This window comes from Micromonospora sp. NPDC002296, assembly GCF_040296145.1.
Lineage (GTDB): Bacteria > Actinomycetota > Actinomycetes > Mycobacteriales > Micromonosporaceae > Micromonospora.
In genome coordinates this window covers 1-18,619 of sequence record NZ_JBEOWQ010000017.1, presented here as the reverse complement: position 1 = coordinate 18,619, position 18,619 = coordinate 1, and the positions used below count along the sequence as shown (strand labels likewise).

The following is an 18,619-nucleotide window of genomic DNA, read 5'->3' as shown; positions in this document are numbered from 1 at the left end:
GGTGGAATAGCCCTGGGAGCAACCGGGCCGTCACCGACCGCACGACGTCACGTGACAGGAGCCCCCTCACCATGCTTCGAAGGCCAATCGTTCCGGCCCTGCTCGCCGCCCTCGCGGCCGTTTCCCTCACCCTGTTGACCGGGCTGTTCGCCGCAACGCCCACCCTCCCCGCGTCCGCCGCGCCGGCCGTCGCCGCACCGGTACGGATCATGCCGCTCGGCGACTCGATCACCGGCTCGCCCGGTTGCTGGCGGTCCATCCTCTGGAACCGCCTCCAGTCCACCGGCCACACGAACATCGACTTCGTCGGCACGCTCGGCCCGCAGGGCTGCGGGCAGGCGTACGACGGTGACAACGAGGGCCACGGCGGGTACCTGGTGACGAACGTCGCCAACCAGAACCTGCTCCCCGGCTGGCTCTCCGCCACCCACCCCGACATCGTGCTCATGCACTTCGCCACCAACGACGTGTGGAGCAACATCGCGCCGGCGACCATCCTGGCCGCTCACTCGAAGCTGGTGGACCAGATGCGGGCCAGCAACCCGGCGATGCGGGTGATCGTCGCGAAGATCATTCCGATGGCCCCGGCCACCTGCGCCGAGTGTGGGCAGCGGGTGGTCGCGTTCAACAGCGCGATCGACGGCTGGGCGGCGGGGAAGACCACCGCACAGTCCCCGATCGTGGTCGTCGACCAGTGGACGGGCTTCAGCACCGCCACCGACACGTACGACGGGGTGCACCCCAACGCCGCCGGCGACCAGAAGATGGCGGACCGCTGGTACCCGGCGCTGGCCGCCGCGCTCTCCGGCACCACCCCCACCCCCACCCCCACCCCGACAGGCACGCCGACGCCCACCACCACGCCCACGCCGGGCCCCACCTCGGGGGGCGGCTGCACGGCCGGCTACCGGATCGTCGGGCAGTGGCAGGGCGGCTTCCAGGGCGAGGTGATCGTCCGCAACACCGGGACCGCCCGGACGGTCGGCTGGACGGTCGGCTTCACCCTCCCCGACGGCCAGCGGATCAGCCAGGGGTGGAACGCCGAGCTGACCCAGACCGGCGGCGCGGTCACCGCCCGCAACGTGAGCTGGAACGGGACGCTCGCCCCGGGCGCGGAGGCCACCTTCGGCTTCCTCGGCAGCAGCACCGCCGCGCCCACCGTCCCCACCCTGAGCTGCACGGCGAGCTGAGGCCGGGAGGCTGAGGAGGGGCCCCTGCCGCGCCACGGGCGTCTAGGAGGGGCCCCTCCGCTCAGCCGAGCGCGGCGAGCAGCCGGGCGCGCAGGACGGCGGCCCGCTCGGCGAAACCGCGCTGTGCGGCGGCGTACTCGGCGCGGCCCTCCGGCGTCTCCACCCGCACCGGCGGGTACCCGAGCGCGGCCAGGTCGTACGGGCTGGCCCGCATGTCCAACGTGCGGATCTCCCGGGCCAGGGCGAAGCCGTCGGCCACCAGCTCCGAGCAGACCAGCGGGGACAGCTTGTACGCCCACTTGTAGAGGTCCATGTTGGCGTGCAGACAGCCCGGCTGCTCCAGGTCGTGCTGGCTCTCCCGGGTCGGGGCGAGCAGGTTCAGCGGCCGGGCCGGCGCGGTGAAGAACCGGTACGCGTCGAAGTGGCTGCACCGCACGCCCCGCTCCTCGACCACGGCTGCCGTCTCCGCCGGGCTGAGCCGCAGCGGCCACGCGTTGTGGCGTACCTCCTCCTGGGTCTGCCGGTAGACCATCGCCCACTCGTGCATCCCGAAGCAGCCCAGGTGCGCCGGCCGGCCGGCGGTCGCCGCGAGCAGGGCGCGGATCCAGTCCACCGAGCCGGCCCGCCGGGCGCGTACCGCGTCGGTGTCGAGGGTGAGCCCGGCGGCGTCGGCCCGGTAGTCCGGGCCGAACTCGGCCGGGTCCGCGCCGCGCAGCACCACGCCCGCCCCGGGATGCCAGCGGCGGAGCTGGGCGGGGCGGTGCGAGTAGTAGGTGAAGAGGAAGTCCTCCACCGGGTGCTTCGCGCCGGTGCGGCGGCGGGCCAGGTGCGGGGCCAGCCACCCGTCGACCCGCTCCTCGTGGGCACGCCGCCGGGCCTGCCAGTCGGTCAGGTCCAGCGGTGCGGCGGGGGCGAGGGCGGCGGTCACCGTCCCAGCGTACGACCGCCGCCCACCCACCTTTACGGCCCTGGGTCAGGGCACGTCCACCCGGACCCCGGCGGAGAACACCCCGCTGCGCAGCTCGAGCTGCTTCGGCCGGGCCGGGCCGTCGACCGTGAACACCAGCGGCAGCACCAGCCGGCTGCCCGCGGCGAGCGGCTGGGCGAACACGTCCCGCCCCTGGTTGGCCAGCCGGGTCGCCGCCTCGTCGGTGCTGACCCAGGTGCCGCCCGGCAGGTACGCCCGCTGCATCTGACCGTGCCAGGTCTGCTGCTGCGGACTGACGTTGCGGACCCCGACGGTGGCCTGGCACTGCCCGCCGGCGACCGGCCTGCTCGGGCAGGCGACCCGGTAGACGGTGAACTCCAGCGCCTGCTCGCGCAGCGGCACGCCGACCACCCCCGTCGCGCTGCGCCCCACCCAGGCGCCGCTGGTCGGCTGCTTGGTCGTGTCGATCGCGGCGACCCGCCGGGTGGCGGTCAGCGTGGCCGCGAGGACCACCCCGGCCAGGAGCGCCAGGGCCGCCCCCACCAGCAGCCAGACCGGGGGCCTGCGGCGGCGGGCCGCGGCCGTCGGCATGGCGGGCCGGGGGTACACGGTCCCCCGGTCGCTCGTCCCCGGCACGGCCGCCCCGGCGGTCCCGGCCGGCGCGGTGGCCCCGGGCTGCCGGGCACCGGAGCGCACGCGTCGGCGCCGCTGCCACCACCACAGCCCGCCGAGCCCGATCAGGAGAACCACGGCCAGCGCGGCGAGCAGCACCGGGGGCCGGCGCCACGGCGGGGCCGCGGTGACCTCGGCCGCCGGTACCGTCGCGCCGCTCCAGGTCGCGGTCGCGCAGTCGTACGGCCGGTTGCCGTCGCTGGTGAAGGCGCAGGCCGGCGCGGTGAGCGGTCGGCCCGGCGCGGCGGCGGAGAGCGCGGTGTGCAGCGTGGTGGTGCTGCGGGCGGGCAGGTTGAGCTGCCAGGTCACCTCGGTGCTCGCCGCCGAGCGGGTGGCCCGCCCGCCGGGGGTGATCCAGGTCGCGGACGTCCCGGCGGGCAGCTCCTGGCGCACCGTGGTGGCCAGTGGCCGGCTCCCGGTGTTGCGGACCTGGACCTGGTAGCCCGGCGCGGGTGTGCCGGCCGGCGTGACCGCCACCGTCACCGGTGAGGGTGCGCCCTGGGTCGGCACCACCACGGACGGCGAGACCAGCGGCGGCGGCGCGGGCGCCGCCGGCGTCGGCGCCGTGGCCGAGTCGGTGGGTGTCGGGGTCTCCGTCGGTGTGGCGACGACCGCCGCCGGGCGGGCCGCCGCTGCCGGCGTGGCCGCCTCCGGGGCTGCCGTGGGCAGTGCCGGCACGGCGGCGAGGATGCCGAGGCAGTGTACGAACACCGCGAGGGCCCTGTGGTTTCGTGTCGATGCAGGCATACGAACGAACCTCCGGTAGCCGACGCTAGGCGCGACGCCACGTCGTGCGGGTACGAAGTGGCGAACCCTGCCCGTGTCGGCGACGGACCACGTAGGGTGGCCGCCCCGGGCTCTCTCCCGACCCGCCCGCCCGCCGCCCGGGGTGCCCCCGTGCGTAGCAGGAGGGCCGCGCCGCCCTGGCGTGCCCGTCGGCGCGGCCGGGCGTCGTCCCGGGGCTAGATTGGCCTGGTGCGTATCGCTCGTTTCGCTCATGCCAAGGGAATGTCGTTCGGGGCCGTCGAGGGCGAGCCGGAGGCGGGCCCACAGGGCCTGACCATCGCCGAGATCGAGGGCCACCCGTTCGGGCAGATCCAGTTCAGCGGCGCCCGGTGGGCGCTCTCCGACGTCCGACTGCTCTCCCCGATCCTGCCCAGCAAGGTGGTCTGCGTCGGCCGCAACTACGCCGAGCACGCCGCCGAGCAGGGCAGCGCGGTGCCGAAGGAGCCGCTGCTCTTCCTCAAGCCGTCCACCTCGGTGATCGGCCCGCGCGACGCCATCCGGCTGCCGATCTTCTCCAAGCGGGTCGAGCACGAGGCCGAGCTGGCCGTGGTGATCGGTGCCCCCGGGGCCCGCCGGGCCGACCGGGCCGCCGCCGAGCGGGCCATCTTCGGCTACACCTGCGCCAACGACGTGACCGCCCGCGACCTCCAGCGCTCCGACGGGCAGTGGACCAGGGCCAAGGGCTTCGACTCGTTCTGCCCCATCGGGCCCTGGATCACCACGGACCTGGACGTCACCGATCTGGAGGTCCGGTGCGAGGTGGGCCGCAACCCGGAGGAGATGGAGGTGCGGCAGCTCGGCCGGACGCGGGACATGGTCTTCGACGTCCCGGCCCTGGTGTCGTACGTCTCGCACGTCATGACGCTGCTCCCCGGCGACGTGGTGCTCACCGGCACCCCGGCGGGGGTTAGCCCGCTCGTGGAGGGGGATACCGTCACCGTTCGTATCGAGGGGATCGGGGAGCTGACCAACCCGGTGGTCCCGGTCAGCTGACTCGTCGGGGGCCCGAAACCGCAGCACAGCACGGGTTCCGGGCCCCCGATTTGGCCCAGCCGGGGCCGGGAGGGTAAAGTTTCTCTCCGGTGCCGCAAGGCACCGAACGGCGCCGTGAGGTGCCAATGGGGTATGGGGTAATTGGCAGCCCAACTGATTCTGGTTCAGTTAGTCTAGGTTCGAGTCCTGGTACCCCAGCAACCGGTGGTCGCGAGAGCGCCGGTCGCTGGATCCCGCTGGAGAGCGCTCCGGTCGCCCGCAAGGGGGCTGGAAGAATCTCTGGTAGAGTTCGGCGGCACCGCCCGGCAGGGCGGTGCAGGAGAAGGTTCTGGCCCCGTCGTCTAGTGGCCCAGGACGCCGCCCTCTCAAGGCGGTAGCGCCGGTTCGAATCCGGTCGGGGCTACAGTTCCGGTCAGCCCGTCTCACTTCGGTGAGGCGGGCTGTTTCGCGTTCCGGGCCCGGTCGTGAGCCTCCCGGGGCCGGCTCACGAACGATCCCGCAGCTGGGCCGTGGTGGGGAAGCTGCGCTGAAATCCGCCACCCACCCCCTGCGCGCCCGCGAGGGATCCGCCGCTAGACTACAGCGGCGCCGCCCGTCAGGCCGGCGATGCAGGAAAAGTCTTGGCCCCGTCGTCTAGTGGCCCAGGACGCCGCCCTCTCAAGGCGGTAGCGCCGGTTCGAATCCGGTCGGGGCTACAACTCCACTCGGCCCGTCTCACCCCGGTGAGACGGGCCGTTCCCGTCCCACCCCGAGGCGGGGTGGGGGAGCGGGGTGGGCTAGAGGCCGGAGAGGCGTTGGCCGGCTCTCACCACGGCCATGGCGTGACGTTCGCCGGGACGGCGGCCGAGGCGCTCGATCGGGCCGGAGATGCTGATCGAGGCGATCACCCGGCCCGTGCGGTCGCGGATCGGGGCCGAGACGCTCGCCACACCCGCCTCCCGCTCGGCGACGCTCTGCGCCCAGCCCCGCCGGCGTACCTCGGCCAGGGTGCGGCCGGTGAACTTCGACCGGGGCAGCAGCGGCATCACCGCCTCCGGCGGCTCCCAGGCCAGCAGGATCTGCGCCGCCGAGCCCGCGGTCATCGGCAGCACCGAGCCCACCGGCACGGTGTCCCGTAGGCCGCTGGCCCGCTCGGCGGCGGCCACGCAGATCCGCTCGTCGGCGCGGCGCAGGTAGAGCTGGGCGCTCTCCCCGGTGGCGTCGCGCAGCGCGGCCAGCAGCGGCTCCGCCGCTGTCAGCAGCACGTCCGGCGCGGCGTTGGCGAGCTCACCGAGTCGAGGGCCAGGGCGCCAGCGGCCCTGGGTGTCCCGGACCAGCATCCGGTGGATCTCCAGCGCCTGCGCCAGCCGGTGCGCGGTGGCCCGGGGCAGCTTGGTGCGTTCAACGAGTTCGGCCAGGCTGGCGCCGTCGACGCAGGCGGCCAGGATGACCACCGCCTTGTCGAGAACGCCGACACCGCTCATACTGTGTCCCACAAACCGAAACTTACCTCCCAGAATTTAGGATGTCCAGATGGTGGGAGTCACTCGACCGAGGACCCTGGCCGAGAAGGTCTGGGACACGCACGTCGTCCGGTCCGCCGAGGGCGAACCGGACCTGCTCTACATCGACCTGCACCTGCTGCACGAGGTCACCAGCCCGCAGGCCTTCGACGGGCTGCGGCTCGCCGGCCGCCGCGTGCGCCGCACCGACCTCACGCTCGCGACCGAGGACCACAACACCCCGACGGGGTACGCGGATCCGGCGTTCCAGCAGCGGCGCGGCGACCTGCTCACGATCGCGGACCCCACCTCCCGCACCCAGATCGAGACGCTGCGCCGCAACTGCGCCGAGTTCGGCGTCCGGCTGCACCCGCTCGGCGACGCCAACCAGGGCATCGTGCACGTCATCGGCCCGCAGCTCGGCGTCACCCAGCCCGGCATGACGATCGTCTGTGGCGATTCACACACCGCGACCCACGGGGCGTTCGGCGCCCTCGCGTTCGGCATCGGCACCAGCGAGGTCGAGCACGTGCTGGCCACCCAGACGCTGCCGCAGGCCCGCCCGAAGACGATGGCCGTGAACGTCACCGGCCAACTCGGCCCCGGCGTCACCGCCAAGGACCTGGTGCTCGCCCTGATCACCCAGGTCGGCACCGGCGGCGGGCGTGGGCACATCGTGGAGTACCGGGGCGAGGCGATCCGCGCGTTGTCCATGGAGGGGCGGATGACCGTCGCCAACATGTCCATCGAGTGGGGCGCCAAGGCCGGCATGATCGCGCCGGACGAGACCACCTTCGCGTACCTCAAGGGGCGGCCGAACGCGCCGCAGGGGGCCGACTGGGACGCTGCGGTCGACCACTGGCGGACGCTGCCCACCGACGAGGGGGCGACCTTCGACGCCGAGGTGACCCTCGACGCGAGCCGGATCACCCCGTTCGTCACCTGGGGCACCAACCCCGGTCAGGGCGCCCCGCTGGGCGCGGTCGTGCCGGACCCGGAGGAGTTCGGCACCGACTCCGAGCGGGCCGCCGCCCGCCGGGCCCTGGAGTACATGGACCTCGCGCCGGGCACCCCGCTGCGCGACCTCTCCGTCGACGTGGTCTTCGTCGGCTCCTGCACCAACGGCCGGCTGGAGGACCTGCGCGCCGCCGCCGACGTGCTGCGCGGGCAGAAGGTCGCCGACGGCGTACGGATGCTCGTGGTCCCCGGCTCCGCAGCCGTCCGGGAGGCCGCCGAGGCCGAAGGACTGGACAAGGTGTTCACCGCCGCCGGGGCCGAGTGGCGGTTCGCCGGCTGCTCGATGTGCCTGGGCATGAACCCGGACACGCTCTCCCCGGGGGAGCGTTCCGCCTCGACCTCCAACCGCAATTTCGAGGGGCGTCAGGGCCGGGGTGGCCGCACCCACCTGGTGTCGCCGCCGGTCGCCGCCGCCACCGCCGTGGTCGGCCGGCTGGCCGCCCCCGCCGACCTGTAGAAGGGCAGCCGCGACAGATGGACAAGTTCACCGTGCACACCGGCACCGCCGTGCCGCTGCGCCGTTCCAACGTGGACACCGATCAGATCATCCCCGCCGTGTACCTCAAGCGGGTGACCCGGACCGGATTCGCCGACGGGCTGTTCAGCGCGTGGCGGGAGGACCCGTCATTCGTGATGAACGATTCCGTGTATTCGGGCGCGTCGATTCTCGTGGCCGGCCCGGAGTTCGGTACGGGGTCGTCTCGGGAGCACGCCGTCTGGGCGCTGCGGGACTGGGGGTTCCGGGCGGTGATCTCGCCCCGGTTCGGCGACATCTTCCGCGGCAACGCCCTCAAGGAGGGTCTGCTGCCGGTCGAGTTGGAATTGAAAGCCGTCGAGGAGTTGTGGCGCCTCGTCGAGTCCGACCCCACCACCGCCGTCACCGTCGACCTGACCTCCCGCGAGGTCCGGGCGGGGGATGCCGCCTGGTCGTTCCCCCTCGACGACTTCAGCCGCTGGCGGCTGCTGGAGGGGTTGGATGACATTGGACTCACGCTCCGCCACGAGGCCGAAATCACCTCGTACGAGCGCGGTCGACGGCCGTTCCTGCCCGCCGTGGCATAGCCGTACGCCCGATCCGGCATCGCTTTCCGCCCCCACCGGCCCGCCCAGTGGGGGCGAATCCGTTGCGACACAAGGCCTTTTTTCCACCGAATGTTTGTGTCCAGGCAGCACAGGGCATACCGTGCGCGCAGAATGGCTCGCGTCGAGTCAGTTGCACAATCGGGAGGAAGTCGTGAACAAGGCCGAGCTCATCGAGGCGCTCGCCGTTCGCCTGGGGGACCGGAAGACGGCGACGGCCGCGCTCGACGCGGTCCTCGCTGAGGTCCAGGCGGCGGTCACCAAGGGCGAGAAGGTGGCGATCACCGGATTCGGAGCGTTCGAGAAGCGCGTCCGGGGAGCCCGAACAGCGCGCAACCCGCGGACCGGCGAGGCGGTGAAGGTCAAGAAGACATCCGTCCCGACCTTCCGGCCGGGTGCCGGGTTCAAGGAGATGGTGGCCAGCGGCAAGGTGCCGAAGGCCACGGCGGCGGCGAAGAAGACCGCCACGGCCGCCACCAAGACCACGGCCGCCAAGGCGACCGGGGCCAAGGCGACGACCGCGAAGGCCGCGACGGCCAAGGCGGCGGGTGCCAAGGCGACCGGTGCGAAGGCCACCGGTGCGAAGGCTGCCGGGACGAAGGCGGCCGGGACGAAGGCCGCGACGGCCAAGGCGGCGGGTACGAAGGCCACCGGCGCCAAGGCCACCGCCGCGACGAAGAAGGCGGCCCCGGCCAAGGCGACCAAGACAACGGCGTCCACGGCCGCCACCAAGAAGGCCGCCACCGCGAAGAAGACCGCGGCGGCGACCAAGTCGACCACGGGGAAGAAGACCACCGCGGCGGCGACCAAGAGCACGGCGAGCAAGAGCACGGCGGCCAAGAAGGCGCCGGCGAAGAAGTCCTCGGCCAAGAAGGCGGCTACCAAGCGCTGACCGGCCGAACCGTTCGGAAGGGGCGCCCACCGGTCCGGTGGGCGCCCCTTCGCTTGTCCGGGTACGGGTTCCGGCCCGTTGACCGACGGCGTGCGGCGCGCGCAGAATCGCCGGACCCCCACCGGTCGGCGAAAGGCAGCCCGTGCGCTACCGCCACCTCCACACCGCCACGCTCGCCCTGGGCATCGTCGTCCTGGTCGACGTGCTGCGGGTCTTCCTCCCCTCGGTCATCACCATCTTCGGGCAGGCCGCCGCCACCCCCGCCGAACTGCTGGGGGCGTTCGCGCTCGGCTGGTTCGTGCTCGCCCTGGCCTTTCCCCCACTGCTGCGCCGGTTGGGCGCCCGCCCGGTCACGCTGGTCGCCGCCGTGGCGCTGGCCGGTCTCCGGCTCGCCCTCACCGCCGCCCCGGGCGGCCGGGCCCAGCTCTGGCTGGCCACCGCAGGCCTGGTGGCCGGGCTGCTCTGGCTGGCCGGCGCCGCGGCCGGCACCCATCGGCCGGTGCCCGGGCTGGCGCTGGGGCTGGCCCTCGGCGCGGTCGTGCACGCGGGGCTCGGCACGTACGACCTGGTCTGGCGGGGTGGCTGGGCCGGGTGGGCCGGCAGCATCGTCCTCGTGGGGCTCTTCCTGGCCGCGACGGCCCGCCCCACGCCGCCGGTGGAATCGACCCCGTCCGCGTCGCCGGTGGAACCGGGCGGCGGTGCCCGCGCGTGGCTGCTCGCCGGCCCGGCGTTGCTGTTGACCGGGATGGTGGCGCTCTCCCCGGCGGTGGCGGAGACCGCGTCCTCCTACCGGCGTGGCCCCGGCGACGGCCTCGCCCACTCGGCGGCCGGTGACGTGTCCGCCCTGTTCAGCTACGCAGTCGCCTTCTTCCTGCTCGCCGCGCTGGCCCGGCCGCCGCGCGGGTGGGCGCGGCTGCTCGGCCCGCTCGCGCTGATGCTCGGGGTGGTGCTGTTCGCCGCCGGGGAGCCGGGCTGGCTGGGGCCGGCGGTCCTGCTGACCGCCGCCGGCGTCGGCGCGTGCCTGAGCCTCGCCGGGGCCGCCGCCCCGGCCGCCGCCGCCGCCCCGGCCGCCGCCACCGCCGTTCCCGATCCCGCCGGCGCCCCGGACGCCTCCGCCTCCGCCGGTACCGCCGCCGTCTCGGCCTCCGCCGGGACACCGGGCCGGCCCGACCGGTCGCCGCTCGCGGCGGTGCTGGGCATGCTGCTCCTCGCCGTCGCCGCCGTCGGCTACTACGCCGCGTACGACCTCGGCTATCCGAACGCGGCGGTGCCGGTCGTCGTGGCCGGCCTCGTCGCCGCCGTGGCGCTCGCCCCGGCCCTCCGGGGCGGGACGGCCGTGCCGGCCGGGGCGGCGTCCTCGACGTGGGCGAGAGGTATCGCCGCGGTCTCCGGGTTGGTCACCCTCCTCGTGACGAACCTGCCGGCCGCCGAGGTCGCCCCGTTCCGGCCCGGCAGCCCGCCCGCCGACGTGCGGGTGGTGGCGTACAACGTCCGGATGGGGTTCGGGCTGGACGGACGGTTCGACCCGGACGGGCTGGCCCGGGTGGTCGCCGCCGAGCGGCCGGACGTGGTGGTGCTCGGCGAGGTGGACCGGGGCTGGCTGCTCAACGGCGGCCACGACACCCTCACCCTGCTCGCGGCGCGGCTGCGCATGCCGTACGTGTTCGCGCCCGCCGCCGACCCGGTGTGGGGCGACGCGGTGCTCAGCCGGTTTCCTGTGGAGTCGCCCCGGACCGTGGCGCTGGCGGCGCTCGGCGCCCCCACCGGCGCCCAGGCGCTCGGCGTCACCGTCGACCTCGGCGGCGACGCGCGCCTCGCGGTGGTCGCCACCCACCTGCAACCGCCGCCCGGCCGGGAGCCTGTGGCGCAGGCCCGCGCGGTGGCGCGGTTCGCTCTGGAGTACGCCGCCGACCGGCCCCTCGTGGTCGCCGGGGACCTGAACACCGAGCCGGGCGCCCCGGCGTACGCGGAGTTCACCCGGGCCGGGCTGGTGGACGCGTTCGCCGCGGCCCGGCCCCTGTTCACCAGCCCGGCCGACGACCCGCGCGAGCAGATCGACCACGTCCTGGTCTCGCCGGGCATCGTGGCCGGTGGGCCGGTGGCGCCGCGCAGCACCGCCAGCGACCACCTTCCGGTCGCGGTCACCCTTACCCTGCCACCCACCGCCGCCGGCTGAGACCCGTGCCGAACCCCGTCGGCCGTGCCCTTCGTCAGGGGCGGCCGGCTGACGCCGTCACAGGGGGTCGGCGGCGAGAAGGCGGTCGGCGGCGAAGGCGAGCAGCCAACCGCCGCCCTTCGGTGTGGTGAAGTCGCCGGCGCGGCCGGTGAGGCGTTCCATCGCCCCGGGGATCACCTTGCCCTGGGTGCACACCCCGGCCCTGGCCCCCTCGGCGGCCAGCTCGGTGAGGCAGGCCGCGGCGGCCAGCGCCCGTTCGTCCGGGTCCTGGCCGGGCTGCGGCTCGTCGAGGTCGCCGGCCACCTCGATCGGCAGGTCCAGCAGGGCCGCCGCCGGGTCCAGGGTCTGCACGCAGCGGCGGGCCGAGGCCGACAGCAGCCGGGCCGGGCGGACCAGGGCCACCAGGGGCGCCAGGGCGTGCGCCTGCGCCCAGCCGGTGTCGTCTAGCGGTCGGCCGGCGTCCGGGCCGGACCAGGTCCCGCGCCTGCCGGCGTGGGCGTGCCGGACCAGCGCCACCGTCGCGGTGACCGGAGGCAGGGCGGCGAACGCGGCCAGCACCTCGGCGTCGTGCGGGTAGCTGACCAGGCGCGTCGCCTCCCCGGCGGGGAGCCAGCGGATCCCGTCGACCTCGGTGTCGGGCTGGAAGCCCCCGTCGGCGACCGCCCGCATCGACCAGTAGTCGACCGCCTTCGGTCGACCCTCACTGCGGTACCGCATGGTGGGCAGCCGGACCTGGGGCACCGCCCGCACGTCGGCCTCCTCGGCGACCTCCCGGACGGCGGCCGACAGCGGATGCTCGCCCGCCTCCAGCTTGCCCTTGGGCAGCGACCAGTCGCCGTACCGGGGGCGGTGCACCAGGCAGACCAGCACGCCGTCCTCGTCCGGGCGCCAGACCACCCCGCCTGCGGCCCGGATCATCCGTTCCCCCTCCGACATCCGCTCAGCCTAGGCTCAACCGGGGGTGCCGCCGACGCGGCGCAGCAGCAGGTCCTGCAGATGGGTCAGCGGACCGCCCGGCGCTCCCGTCCGCCGGGTCCAGGAGCCGTCCCCGGCCAGCTCGAACGCCTCCACGTCGGGGCTGAACGCCGCGGCCAGCACGTGGTCCAACTCGGCCCTGGCCACCGGGTCGCTCACCTGCACCAGTGCCTCCACCCGGCGGTCCAGGTTGCGGTGCATCAGGTCGGCCGAGCCCATCCAGAACTCGGCAGCTCCGTTGTTGCCGAACCGGAAGATCCGGGAGTGCTCCAGGAACCGGCCGAGGATCGACCGGACCCGGATGTTCTCCGACAGCCCCCGAACTCCCGGGCGCAGCGTGCACATGCCCCGGATCAGCAGGTCCACGTGCACCCCGGCCCGGGACGCCCGGTAGAGCGCGTCGGTGACCTTCTCGTCGACCAGCGAGTTCACCTTGAACTGCACCAGCCCCGGCATGCCGAGCCGGACGTGGGTGATCTCCCGCTCGATCCGCTCGATCAGCCCCCGCCGGATTCCCTGCGGGGCCACCATCAGCCGCCGGTACGCGGTCTGCCGGCTGTAGCCGGTGAGCACGTTGAACAGGTCGGTGAGGTCGGCGCCGATCTCCGGGTCGGCGGTCAGCATGCCGAAGTCCTCGTACAGCCGGGCGGTCTTCGGGTGGTAGTTCCCCGTGCCGATGTGGCAGTAGCGGCGGATCTGGGCGCCCTCCTGGCGTACCACCAGGGCGGTCTTGCAGTGCGTCTTGAGGCCGACCAGGCCGTACACCACGTGGCAGCCGGCGCGCTCCAGCGTGCGCGCCCAGCCGATGTTGGCCACCTCGTCGAACCGGGCCTTCAGCTCCACCAGCACCACCACCTGCTTGCCGGCGGCGGCCGCGTCGACGAGCGCGTCGACGATCGGGGAGTCCCCGCTGGTGCGGTAGAGGGTCTGCTTGATGGCCAGCACGTCCGGGTCGGCCGCCGCCTGCTCGACGAAGCGCTGCACGCTCGTCGCGAACGAGTGGTACGGGTGGTGCACCAGCACGTCCCCGTCCCGCAGGGTGGCGAAGACGCTGCGCGGCACCTCGCCCTCGGTGAGCCGGGGGTGGGTGGCCGGCACGAACGGCGGGTCCTTCAGGTCGGGGCGGTCGGCGTCGCCGTAGAGCTGCCACAGGGCGGACAGGTCGAGCAGGCCACGGACCCGCAGCACGTCGTGGCCGTCCATGTCCAGTTCGCGAACCAGCAGCTCCAGCATGTGGTCGGAGATGGAGGCGGCCACCTCCAGCCGTACCGGCGGGCCGAACCGGCGGCGGGCCAGCTCCCGCTCCAGGGCTTGGAGCAGGTCCTCGTCGCGGTCCTCGTCGACCTCCACCTCGGTGTTGCGGGTGACCCGGAACAGGTGACACTCGACGACCTGCATGCCGGAGAAGAGCTGCTCCAGGTGCACCGAGATCAGTTCCTCGACCGGGAGCACCTGTACCCCGGGGGCGTCCCGGCCGACCCGGACGAACCGGGGCACGTTGTTCGGCACCTTGACCCGGGCGAACAGCTCCGAGCCGCCGTCGGGGTCGCGGACGGCGACGGCCAGGTTCAGCGATCGCCCGGAGATGTACGGGAACGGGTGCGCGGGGTCGACCGCGAGCGGGGTGAGCACCGGGAAGATGTGCTGGCGGAAGTAGGTGCGCAGGCGCTCCCGCTCGGGCGCGTCCAGGTCCGACCAGCGCAGGATCCGGATGTTCTCGGCGGCGAGCTTCGGCAGCACGTCGTCGACGGAACAGGCGGCGTGCCGGCCGACCAGGTCGGCGGTCCGCTCGGTGATCAGCTCAAGCTGGGTGCGCAGCGGCAGCCGGTCCCCGCCGCGTACCGGCAGCCCCGCCGAGAGGCGGCGCTTCAGCCCGGCCACCCGCACCATGTAGAACTCGTCGAGGTTGCTGGCGAAGATGGCCAGGAACTTCGCCCGCTCCAGCAGCGGGGTGCGCGGGTCCTCGGCCAGGGCCAGCACCCGGGCGTTGAAGTCGAGCCAGGACAGCTCCCGGTTGAGGAACCGGTCCTCGGGCAGCGGCTCCGGCGGCGTCGGCTCGTCGTCGTCGGGGTCGAGCCGCACCGCGGGCTCCTCGCTGGGCGCGTCGAGCACCTCCTCCAACCCGGTGGAGGCCGTGGCGGCGGAGGGGCCGGACGCCGTCACCTCGTCCTCGGCGGTCTCCCGGGGGCGGAAGCGGCCGTCGACGCCGCGCAGGCGGGACCCGTTGCGGACGGGCGTGGGGTCGACGGCTTCCCGCCCACCGGTGGGGCGGTCGTCGGCGGGTGGGTGGTCGTCGGTGGACGGGCCGGTGGGATGCTCGCGAGGGGTGCTCACCCGCTCATAATGTCCCGGAACGGGTTAACGCAAAATGAACTTGGGCGGGTAGCTCACGGCATCGTCGGCAACGTCACCCGGACGATCTCCCCGACGGTGTCGGTCTCGATCCGGACCCGCTGGCCCAGCCGGAGCAGCCGCAGCCCGGAGGCGTCGAACGCCCGGGCCGGGAAGGCCAGCTCGGTGCCGTCGTCGAGGAGCAGCACGCCGCTTCGCGTCGCCGCGTCGTAGGTGGCCACCGTGCCCTGCATGGCAGCACCGTACACCCCGCCCCGGGCCGGTCGGGTCAACCCGGGTGGGCGGCCGGCCGGTCGACGCCGGCCAGGGCGGCGGTGCGCGGCCCGAGCCCCAGCCGGGCGGCGGCGGCCAGATCGGCGGCCGTGTCGACGTCCCGGCGCAGGGTCGGCCAGTCACCGGTCAGCGGCAACGCGCCGCCCGCCAGGTGGGCCGCCGCCGAGCCGACCCCGAACCGGGGGGCCAGCGGCACGCCGGGCGGCGCGGCGAGCAGCACGGTGCCGCTCCCCGGGGCGTCGGCCACGAACCGGCGTACCCCGGCAGGGCCGGCGGCGACCGCGTCCAGCGCGGCGGCCAGCTCGGCCGGGCGCAGCGCCGGCAGGTCCGCGGTGAGCCCGGCCACCCACCCCCCGCCGCCGGCGGTCGCGACCTCGGCGCCGTGCCGGAAGGCGGCGTTCAGGCCGGCGTCCGGCGCGTCCGGCACGGCCCGCGCGCCCGCCGCGCCGGCCACCGCCGCCACCAGCGGGTCGTCGGTGACCACCACCACGGCGGCCACCGCCGGGCACGCCCGCACCGCGGCGACCGTGTCGGCCGCCAGGGCCAGCGCCAGATCCTCATGGGGTACGCCGGGCAGCGCCCCACGCAGCCTGCTCTTCGCCGCGCCGAGACGCTTCACCGGCACCACCACCGTCCAGGTCCGCTGCCGCACGGCACAATCCTGCCAGTCGAGCGGCGGCACCCGCACTGGCCGTACCCGGGGCGAGCAGGCATGATTTCGCTGCGGGCGGCGTGGGCGGGTGCGGCGCGGGTCGGGGCTACGAGGAGGCAGGGTGACACGGCGCAGGCTGGGGTTCTGGCAACGGTTCGCCGTGCTGCTGGTGAAGCCCGTGATGGTGGTCTGGACCCGGCGCACCTGGCGGGGCATGGAGCACCTGCGCAGCCCCGGCGGAATCATCATCGTGCCGAACCACCTCTCGCACGCCGACCCGCTGGTCTCCGCGCACTTCGTCTACGACGCGGGGCGCTGGCCCCGGTTCCTCGGCAAGGCCAGCGTCTTCCGGGTGCCGGTGGCGGGCTGGATCCTGCACCGGTGCCGGCAGATCCCGGTGGAACGGGGCACGGCGGATGCCGTCAAGTCGCTGGACACCCTGGTCGCCGCGCTCTCCGAGGGGGGCGCGGTGGTGATCTACCCGGAGGGGACCACCACCCGCGAGCCGGAGCTGTGGCCGATGAAGGGCAAGACCGGCGCCGCCCGGCTGGCGCTGGCCACCGGCGCCCCGGTGGTCCCCGTCGCCATGTGGGGCCCGGAGAAGCTCTTCGACCCGCGGACCAACCGGTTCAGCCTGCGGCCCCGCATCCCGGTGACCGTGGTCGCCGGCCCGCCGGTCGACCTGAGCCGGTGGGCCGGCTCGACGCCAACCAAGGCCACCCTGGAAGAGATGACCGAGGCCATCATGCTGCGCCTGCGCGACCAGCTCGCCGAGATCCGCGGCGGGACGCCGCCACCGCTGTGGGAGCGGCAGCCCCGCCCCGCCGGCCCCCGCTCCCTGCCGGCCGAGGGGGGTGCGGCGTGACCGGCCATGTCGCCGTGCTGGGGGCCGGGTCGTGGGGGACGGCGTTCGCCAAGATCCTCGCCGACGCCGGCCGGGACGTGACGATCTGGGCCCGGCGGCAGCCGGTGGCCGAGGCGATCCGGTCGCGGCGGCACAACCCGGAGTACCTGCCGGACCTGCGGCTGCCGGAGCGGGTCACCGGCACCGCCGACGCCGCCGAGGCGATCACCGGCGCGGAGATCGTGGTGCTGGCCGTGCCGTCGCAGACGCTGCGCGGCAACCTCGCCGAGTGGACCGGCCACCTGCACCCGGACTCGACGCTGGTGTCGCTGATGAAGGGCATCGAGCTGGGCACCACCAGGCGGATGAGCGAGGTGATCGTGGAGACCGCCGGGGTCACCCCGGACCGGGTGGTGGTGGTCTCCGGCCCGAACCTCGCCCCCGAGATCGCCGCCGAGCAGCCCGCCGGCACCGTGGTCGCCGGCACCGACGACCGCCGCGTCCAACTCGTCCAGTCGTCGATCCGGACGTCGTACTTCCGGCCGTACACCAACGACGACGTGATCGGCTGCGAACTGGGCGGGGCGGTGAAGAACGTGATCGCCCTCGCGTACGGCATCGCCACCGCGATGGGGTTCGGCGACAACACCCGGGCGATGCTGATGACCCGGGGGCTGGCCGAGACCGCCCGGCTCGGGGTGGCACTCGGCGCGGACCCGATCACCTTCGCCGGGCTGGCCGGGATGGGCGACCTCGTGGCGTCCTGCTCGTCGCCGCTGGCCCGCAACCGGACCTTCGGCGAGCACCTGGGCCGGGGGGAGACCCTGGAGCAGGCCCAGGCGGCCACCCGGCAGACCGCCGAGGGCGTGAAGAGCTGCCTCGCCATCCGGGACCTGGCCCGGTCGCACGGGGTGGAGATGCCGATCACCGAGCAGATCGAGCGGATCTGCCACGAGGGGACGGACCCCCGGCTCACCGTGGACCTGCTGATGAGCCGCACCGCCAAGCCCGAGTCGTACGAGTGAGGCCCGCATGAGCGCGCCGACCGGCGACGGCGACGGCACCCGGTGCGTCCGGGCCGGCCTGCCCGAGCCGACCCCGGGGCAGCCGTTCCTGCCCGGACCGGTCTTCGCCGCGACGTACCACCTCGACCCGTGGCAGGGGCCGGCGGCGACCCCGAACGGGTACGGCCGGCCGGACAACCCGACCCGCCGGCTGCTGGAGGCGGCCATCGGTGAGCTGGAGGGCGGTGACGTCCGGGTCTTCGCCAGCGGGCAGGCGGCCATCACCGGCCTGCTGCTGGCGCTGCTGCGCCCCGGCGACACCGTGCTGCTCCCCGCCGACGGGTACTACCCGATGCGGGCGTTCGCCACCGACACCCTCGCCGGGATCGGCGTGCGGGTGCTGTTCGCGCCGACCGCCGGGCCGTACCCGTCGTTCGCCGGGGTCCGGCTGGTGCTGCTGGAGACCCCGGCCAACCCCGGCCTGGACGTCGCCGACATCGCCGCGCTGGCCCGGGACGCGCACGCCGCCGGCGCCCTCGTCGCGGTCGACAACACCACCGCCACGCCGCTCGGCCAGCGCCCACTGGATCTCGGCGCCGACCTGGTGGTCGCCTCCGGCACCAAGGCCCTGACCGGGCACTCCGACCTGCTGCTCGGCTACGTGGCCACCCGTACGCCGGAGCTGCTCGACCCGGTCACCGCCTGGCGCACCGTCACCGGCGCGGTGCCCGGGGCGTTCGACGCCTGGCTGGCGCACCGCTCGCTGGCCACTCTCGACCTGCGGCTGGCCCGGCAGTCCGCCAACGCCGAGGCGCTGGCCCGGCTGCTCGCCGGCCGTTCCGACGTGGCGGGCCTGCGCTGGCCGGGCCTGCCCGACGACCCCGCGTACCCGGTGGCGGCGGCGCAGATGCGCCGGATGCCCGGGATGCTCGCGTTCGATCTGGGCGACGCCGAGCGGGTCGGCCGGTTCGTCGACGCGGCCCGGCTGGTGGACGCGGCCACCTCGTTCGGCGGCCTGCACACCACGGCGGACCGCCGGGCCCAGTGGGGTGATGACACCGCCCCCGGCTTCGTCCGGCTCTCCTGCGGGGTGGAGGACACCGCCGACCTGCTCGCCGACGTCACCGCCGCTCTCGACGCCTGAGCGGAAGCCCCCGCCTGCGGTCGCCGGTGCGCGGGGGTGGAGTGTGGGGGTGGCCCACCCGCCGGCCGGCGGTGCGGACCGGGCGGCGGGTGGACCACGGCGAGGGGCCGGCGGGTGCCGGCCGGGGTGGGCCGCGCCGGCCGGCCGGGGCGGGACCCCC

Annotated in this window: 16 protein-coding genes and 3 tRNA genes; 12 read left to right on the top strand and 7 right to left on the bottom strand. The window is 74.7% G+C overall.

The window, feature by feature from the left end; genetic code table 11:
* Window positions 1-71: 71 nt before the first annotated feature.
* Window positions 72-1,190 carry a cellulose binding domain-containing protein gene (locus tag ABT023_RS15615; RefSeq protein WP_350885829.1) on the top strand — a complete coding sequence of 373 codons (1,119 nt, stop codon included), beginning with the start codon at window positions 72-74 and terminating at the stop codon, window positions 1,188-1,190.
* A gap of 61 nt (window positions 1,191-1,251) precedes the next feature.
* Here ABT023_RS15615 and ABT023_RS15610 read toward each other — a convergent pair whose 3' ends face one another.
* Window positions 1,252-2,118, bottom strand: a complete 867-nt coding sequence (locus ABT023_RS15610; protein WP_350885827.1) for a 3-methyladenine DNA glycosylase — start codon at window positions 2,116-2,118, stop codon at window positions 1,252-1,254.
* Between the two features lie 45 nt (window positions 2,119-2,163).
* Window positions 2,164-3,537, bottom strand: a complete 1,374-nt coding sequence (locus ABT023_RS15605; RefSeq protein WP_350885825.1) for a hypothetical protein — start codon at window positions 3,535-3,537, stop codon at window positions 2,164-2,166.
* Between the two features lie 228 nt (window positions 3,538-3,765).
* Between ABT023_RS15605 and ABT023_RS15600 the strand changes: the two genes are divergently transcribed.
* From ABT023_RS15600 to ABT023_RS15585, 4 genes are all read left to right on the top strand, one after another.
* Window positions 3,766-4,569, top strand: coding sequence for a fumarylacetoacetate hydrolase family protein (locus ABT023_RS15600; protein WP_350885823.1), 804 nt, complete (start codon window positions 3,766-3,768; stop codon window positions 4,567-4,569).
* A gap of 126 nt (window positions 4,570-4,695) precedes the next feature.
* Window positions 4,696-4,767 (top strand) — tRNA-Gln (locus ABT023_RS15595).
* 132 nt (window positions 4,768-4,899) lie between these two features.
* Window positions 4,900-4,972 (top strand) — tRNA-Glu (locus ABT023_RS15590).
* Between the two features lie 219 nt (window positions 4,973-5,191).
* Window positions 5,192-5,264, top strand: a tRNA-Glu gene (locus ABT023_RS15585).
* Window positions 5,265-5,345: 81 nt separating this feature from the next.
* On the opposite strand, the gene ABT023_RS15580 is transcribed toward ABT023_RS15585, so the two are convergent.
* Window positions 5,346-6,032 (bottom strand): IclR family transcriptional regulator, encoded by a 687-nt coding sequence (locus ABT023_RS15580; RefSeq protein WP_091671614.1) that lies wholly within the window; start codon window positions 6,030-6,032, stop codon window positions 5,346-5,348.
* Window positions 6,033-6,081: 49 nt separating this feature from the next.
* Here ABT023_RS15580 and leuC point away from each other — a divergent pair, with 49 nt between their 5' ends.
* The 4 genes from leuC to ABT023_RS15560 all read left to right on the top strand — a co-directional run bounded on the left by leuC (window position 6,082) and on the right by ABT023_RS15560 (window position 11,215).
* Window positions 6,082-7,524 (top strand): 3-isopropylmalate dehydratase large subunit, encoded by a 1,443-nt coding sequence (gene leuC / locus ABT023_RS15575; RefSeq protein ID WP_350885821.1) that lies wholly within the window; start codon window positions 6,082-6,084, stop codon window positions 7,522-7,524.
* 17 nt (window positions 7,525-7,541) lie between these two features.
* Complete coding sequence (gene leuD / locus ABT023_RS15570; RefSeq protein WP_350885819.1) at window positions 7,542-8,129, top strand: 3-isopropylmalate dehydratase small subunit; 588 nt, start codon at window positions 7,542-7,544, stop codon at window positions 8,127-8,129.
* Between the two features lie 172 nt (window positions 8,130-8,301).
* Window positions 8,302-9,039: an HU family DNA-binding protein gene (locus ABT023_RS15565; protein ID WP_350885817.1), complete on the top strand. Its 738-nt coding sequence runs from the start codon at window positions 8,302-8,304 to the stop codon at window positions 9,037-9,039.
* Between the two features lie 142 nt (window positions 9,040-9,181).
* Complete coding sequence (locus ABT023_RS15560) at window positions 9,182-11,215, top strand: endonuclease/exonuclease/phosphatase family protein (RefSeq protein WP_350885815.1); 2,034 nt, start codon at window positions 9,182-9,184, stop codon at window positions 11,213-11,215.
* Between the two features lie 57 nt (window positions 11,216-11,272).
* Here ABT023_RS15560 and ABT023_RS15555 read toward each other — a convergent pair whose 3' ends face one another.
* From ABT023_RS15555 to cofC, 4 genes are read right to left on the bottom strand one after another with little or no spacing between them, the layout of a single operon-like run.
* A complete protein-coding gene (locus tag ABT023_RS15555) occupies window positions 11,273-12,151 on the bottom strand; it encodes an NUDIX hydrolase (protein ID WP_350885813.1) in 879 nt (292 codons plus the stop codon).
* A 15-nt stretch (window positions 12,152-12,166) separates the two neighbouring features.
* Window positions 12,167-14,524, bottom strand: coding sequence for an RNA degradosome polyphosphate kinase (locus tag ABT023_RS15550; protein WP_502890684.1), 2,358 nt, complete (start codon window positions 14,522-14,524; stop codon window positions 12,167-12,169).
* A gap of 53 nt (window positions 14,525-14,577) precedes the next feature.
* Window positions 14,578-14,775, bottom strand: coding sequence for a cold-shock protein (locus ABT023_RS15545; RefSeq protein WP_350885811.1), 198 nt, complete (start codon window positions 14,773-14,775; stop codon window positions 14,578-14,580).
* A 35-nt stretch (window positions 14,776-14,810) separates the two neighbouring features.
* Window positions 14,811-15,467, bottom strand: coding sequence for a 2-phospho-L-lactate guanylyltransferase (cofC, locus tag ABT023_RS15540; RefSeq protein ID WP_350885809.1), 657 nt, complete (start codon window positions 15,465-15,467; stop codon window positions 14,811-14,813).
* A 121-nt stretch (window positions 15,468-15,588) separates the two neighbouring features.
* Between cofC and ABT023_RS15535 the strand changes: the two genes are divergently transcribed.
* Genes ABT023_RS15535 through ABT023_RS15525 form a run of 3 tightly spaced genes read left to right on the top strand, consistent with a single transcriptional unit; the run spans window position 15,589 to window position 18,459 of the window.
* Complete coding sequence (locus ABT023_RS15535; RefSeq protein ID WP_350885807.1) at window positions 15,589-16,332, top strand: lysophospholipid acyltransferase family protein; 744 nt, start codon at window positions 15,589-15,591, stop codon at window positions 16,330-16,332.
* The gene (locus tag ABT023_RS15530) at window positions 16,329-17,336 is read left to right on the top strand and encodes an NAD(P)H-dependent glycerol-3-phosphate dehydrogenase (protein WP_350885805.1); all 1,008 of its coding nucleotides are present in this window, start codon (window positions 16,329-16,331) and stop codon (window positions 17,334-17,336) included. Before ABT023_RS15535 ends, ABT023_RS15530 begins: the two co-directional genes overlap by 4 nt.
* Window positions 17,337-17,343: 7 nt before the next feature.
* A complete protein-coding gene (locus ABT023_RS15525) occupies window positions 17,344-18,459 on the top strand; it encodes a cystathionine gamma-lyase (RefSeq protein WP_350885803.1) in 1,116 nt (371 codons plus the stop codon).
* Window positions 18,460-18,619 lie beyond the last annotated feature (160 nt).

What these genes read in the sequence shown, in the direction of transcription:
- ABT023_RS15605 (WP_350885825.1), bottom strand. Translation starts at nt 3,537, where the DNA reads ATGCCTGCATCGACACGAAACCACAGGGCCCTCGCGGTGTTCGTACAC.
- ABT023_RS15580 (WP_091671614.1), bottom strand. Translation starts at nt 6,032, where the DNA reads ATGAGCGGTGTCGGCGTTCTCGACAAGGCGGTGGTCATCCTGGCCGCC.
- leuD (WP_350885819.1), top strand. Translation starts at nt 7,542, where the DNA reads ATGGACAAGTTCACCGTGCACACCGGCACCGCCGTGCCGCTGCGCCGT.
- ABT023_RS15525 (WP_350885803.1), top strand. Translation starts at nt 17,344, where the DNA reads ATGAGCGCGCCGACCGGCGACGGCGACGGCACCCGGTGCGTCCGGGCC.
- ABT023_RS15545 (WP_350885811.1), bottom strand. Translation starts at nt 14,775, where the DNA reads ATGCAGGGCACGGTGGCCACCTACGACGCGGCGACGCGAAGCGGCGTG.
- ABT023_RS15615 (WP_350885829.1), top strand. Translation starts at nt 72, where the DNA reads ATGCTTCGAAGGCCAATCGTTCCGGCCCTGCTCGCCGCCCTCGCGGCC.
- ABT023_RS15555 (WP_350885813.1), bottom strand. Translation starts at nt 12,151, where the DNA reads ATGTCGGAGGGGGAACGGATGATCCGGGCCGCAGGCGGGGTGGTCTGG.
- leuC (WP_350885821.1), top strand. Translation starts at nt 6,082, where the DNA reads ATGGTGGGAGTCACTCGACCGAGGACCCTGGCCGAGAAGGTCTGGGAC.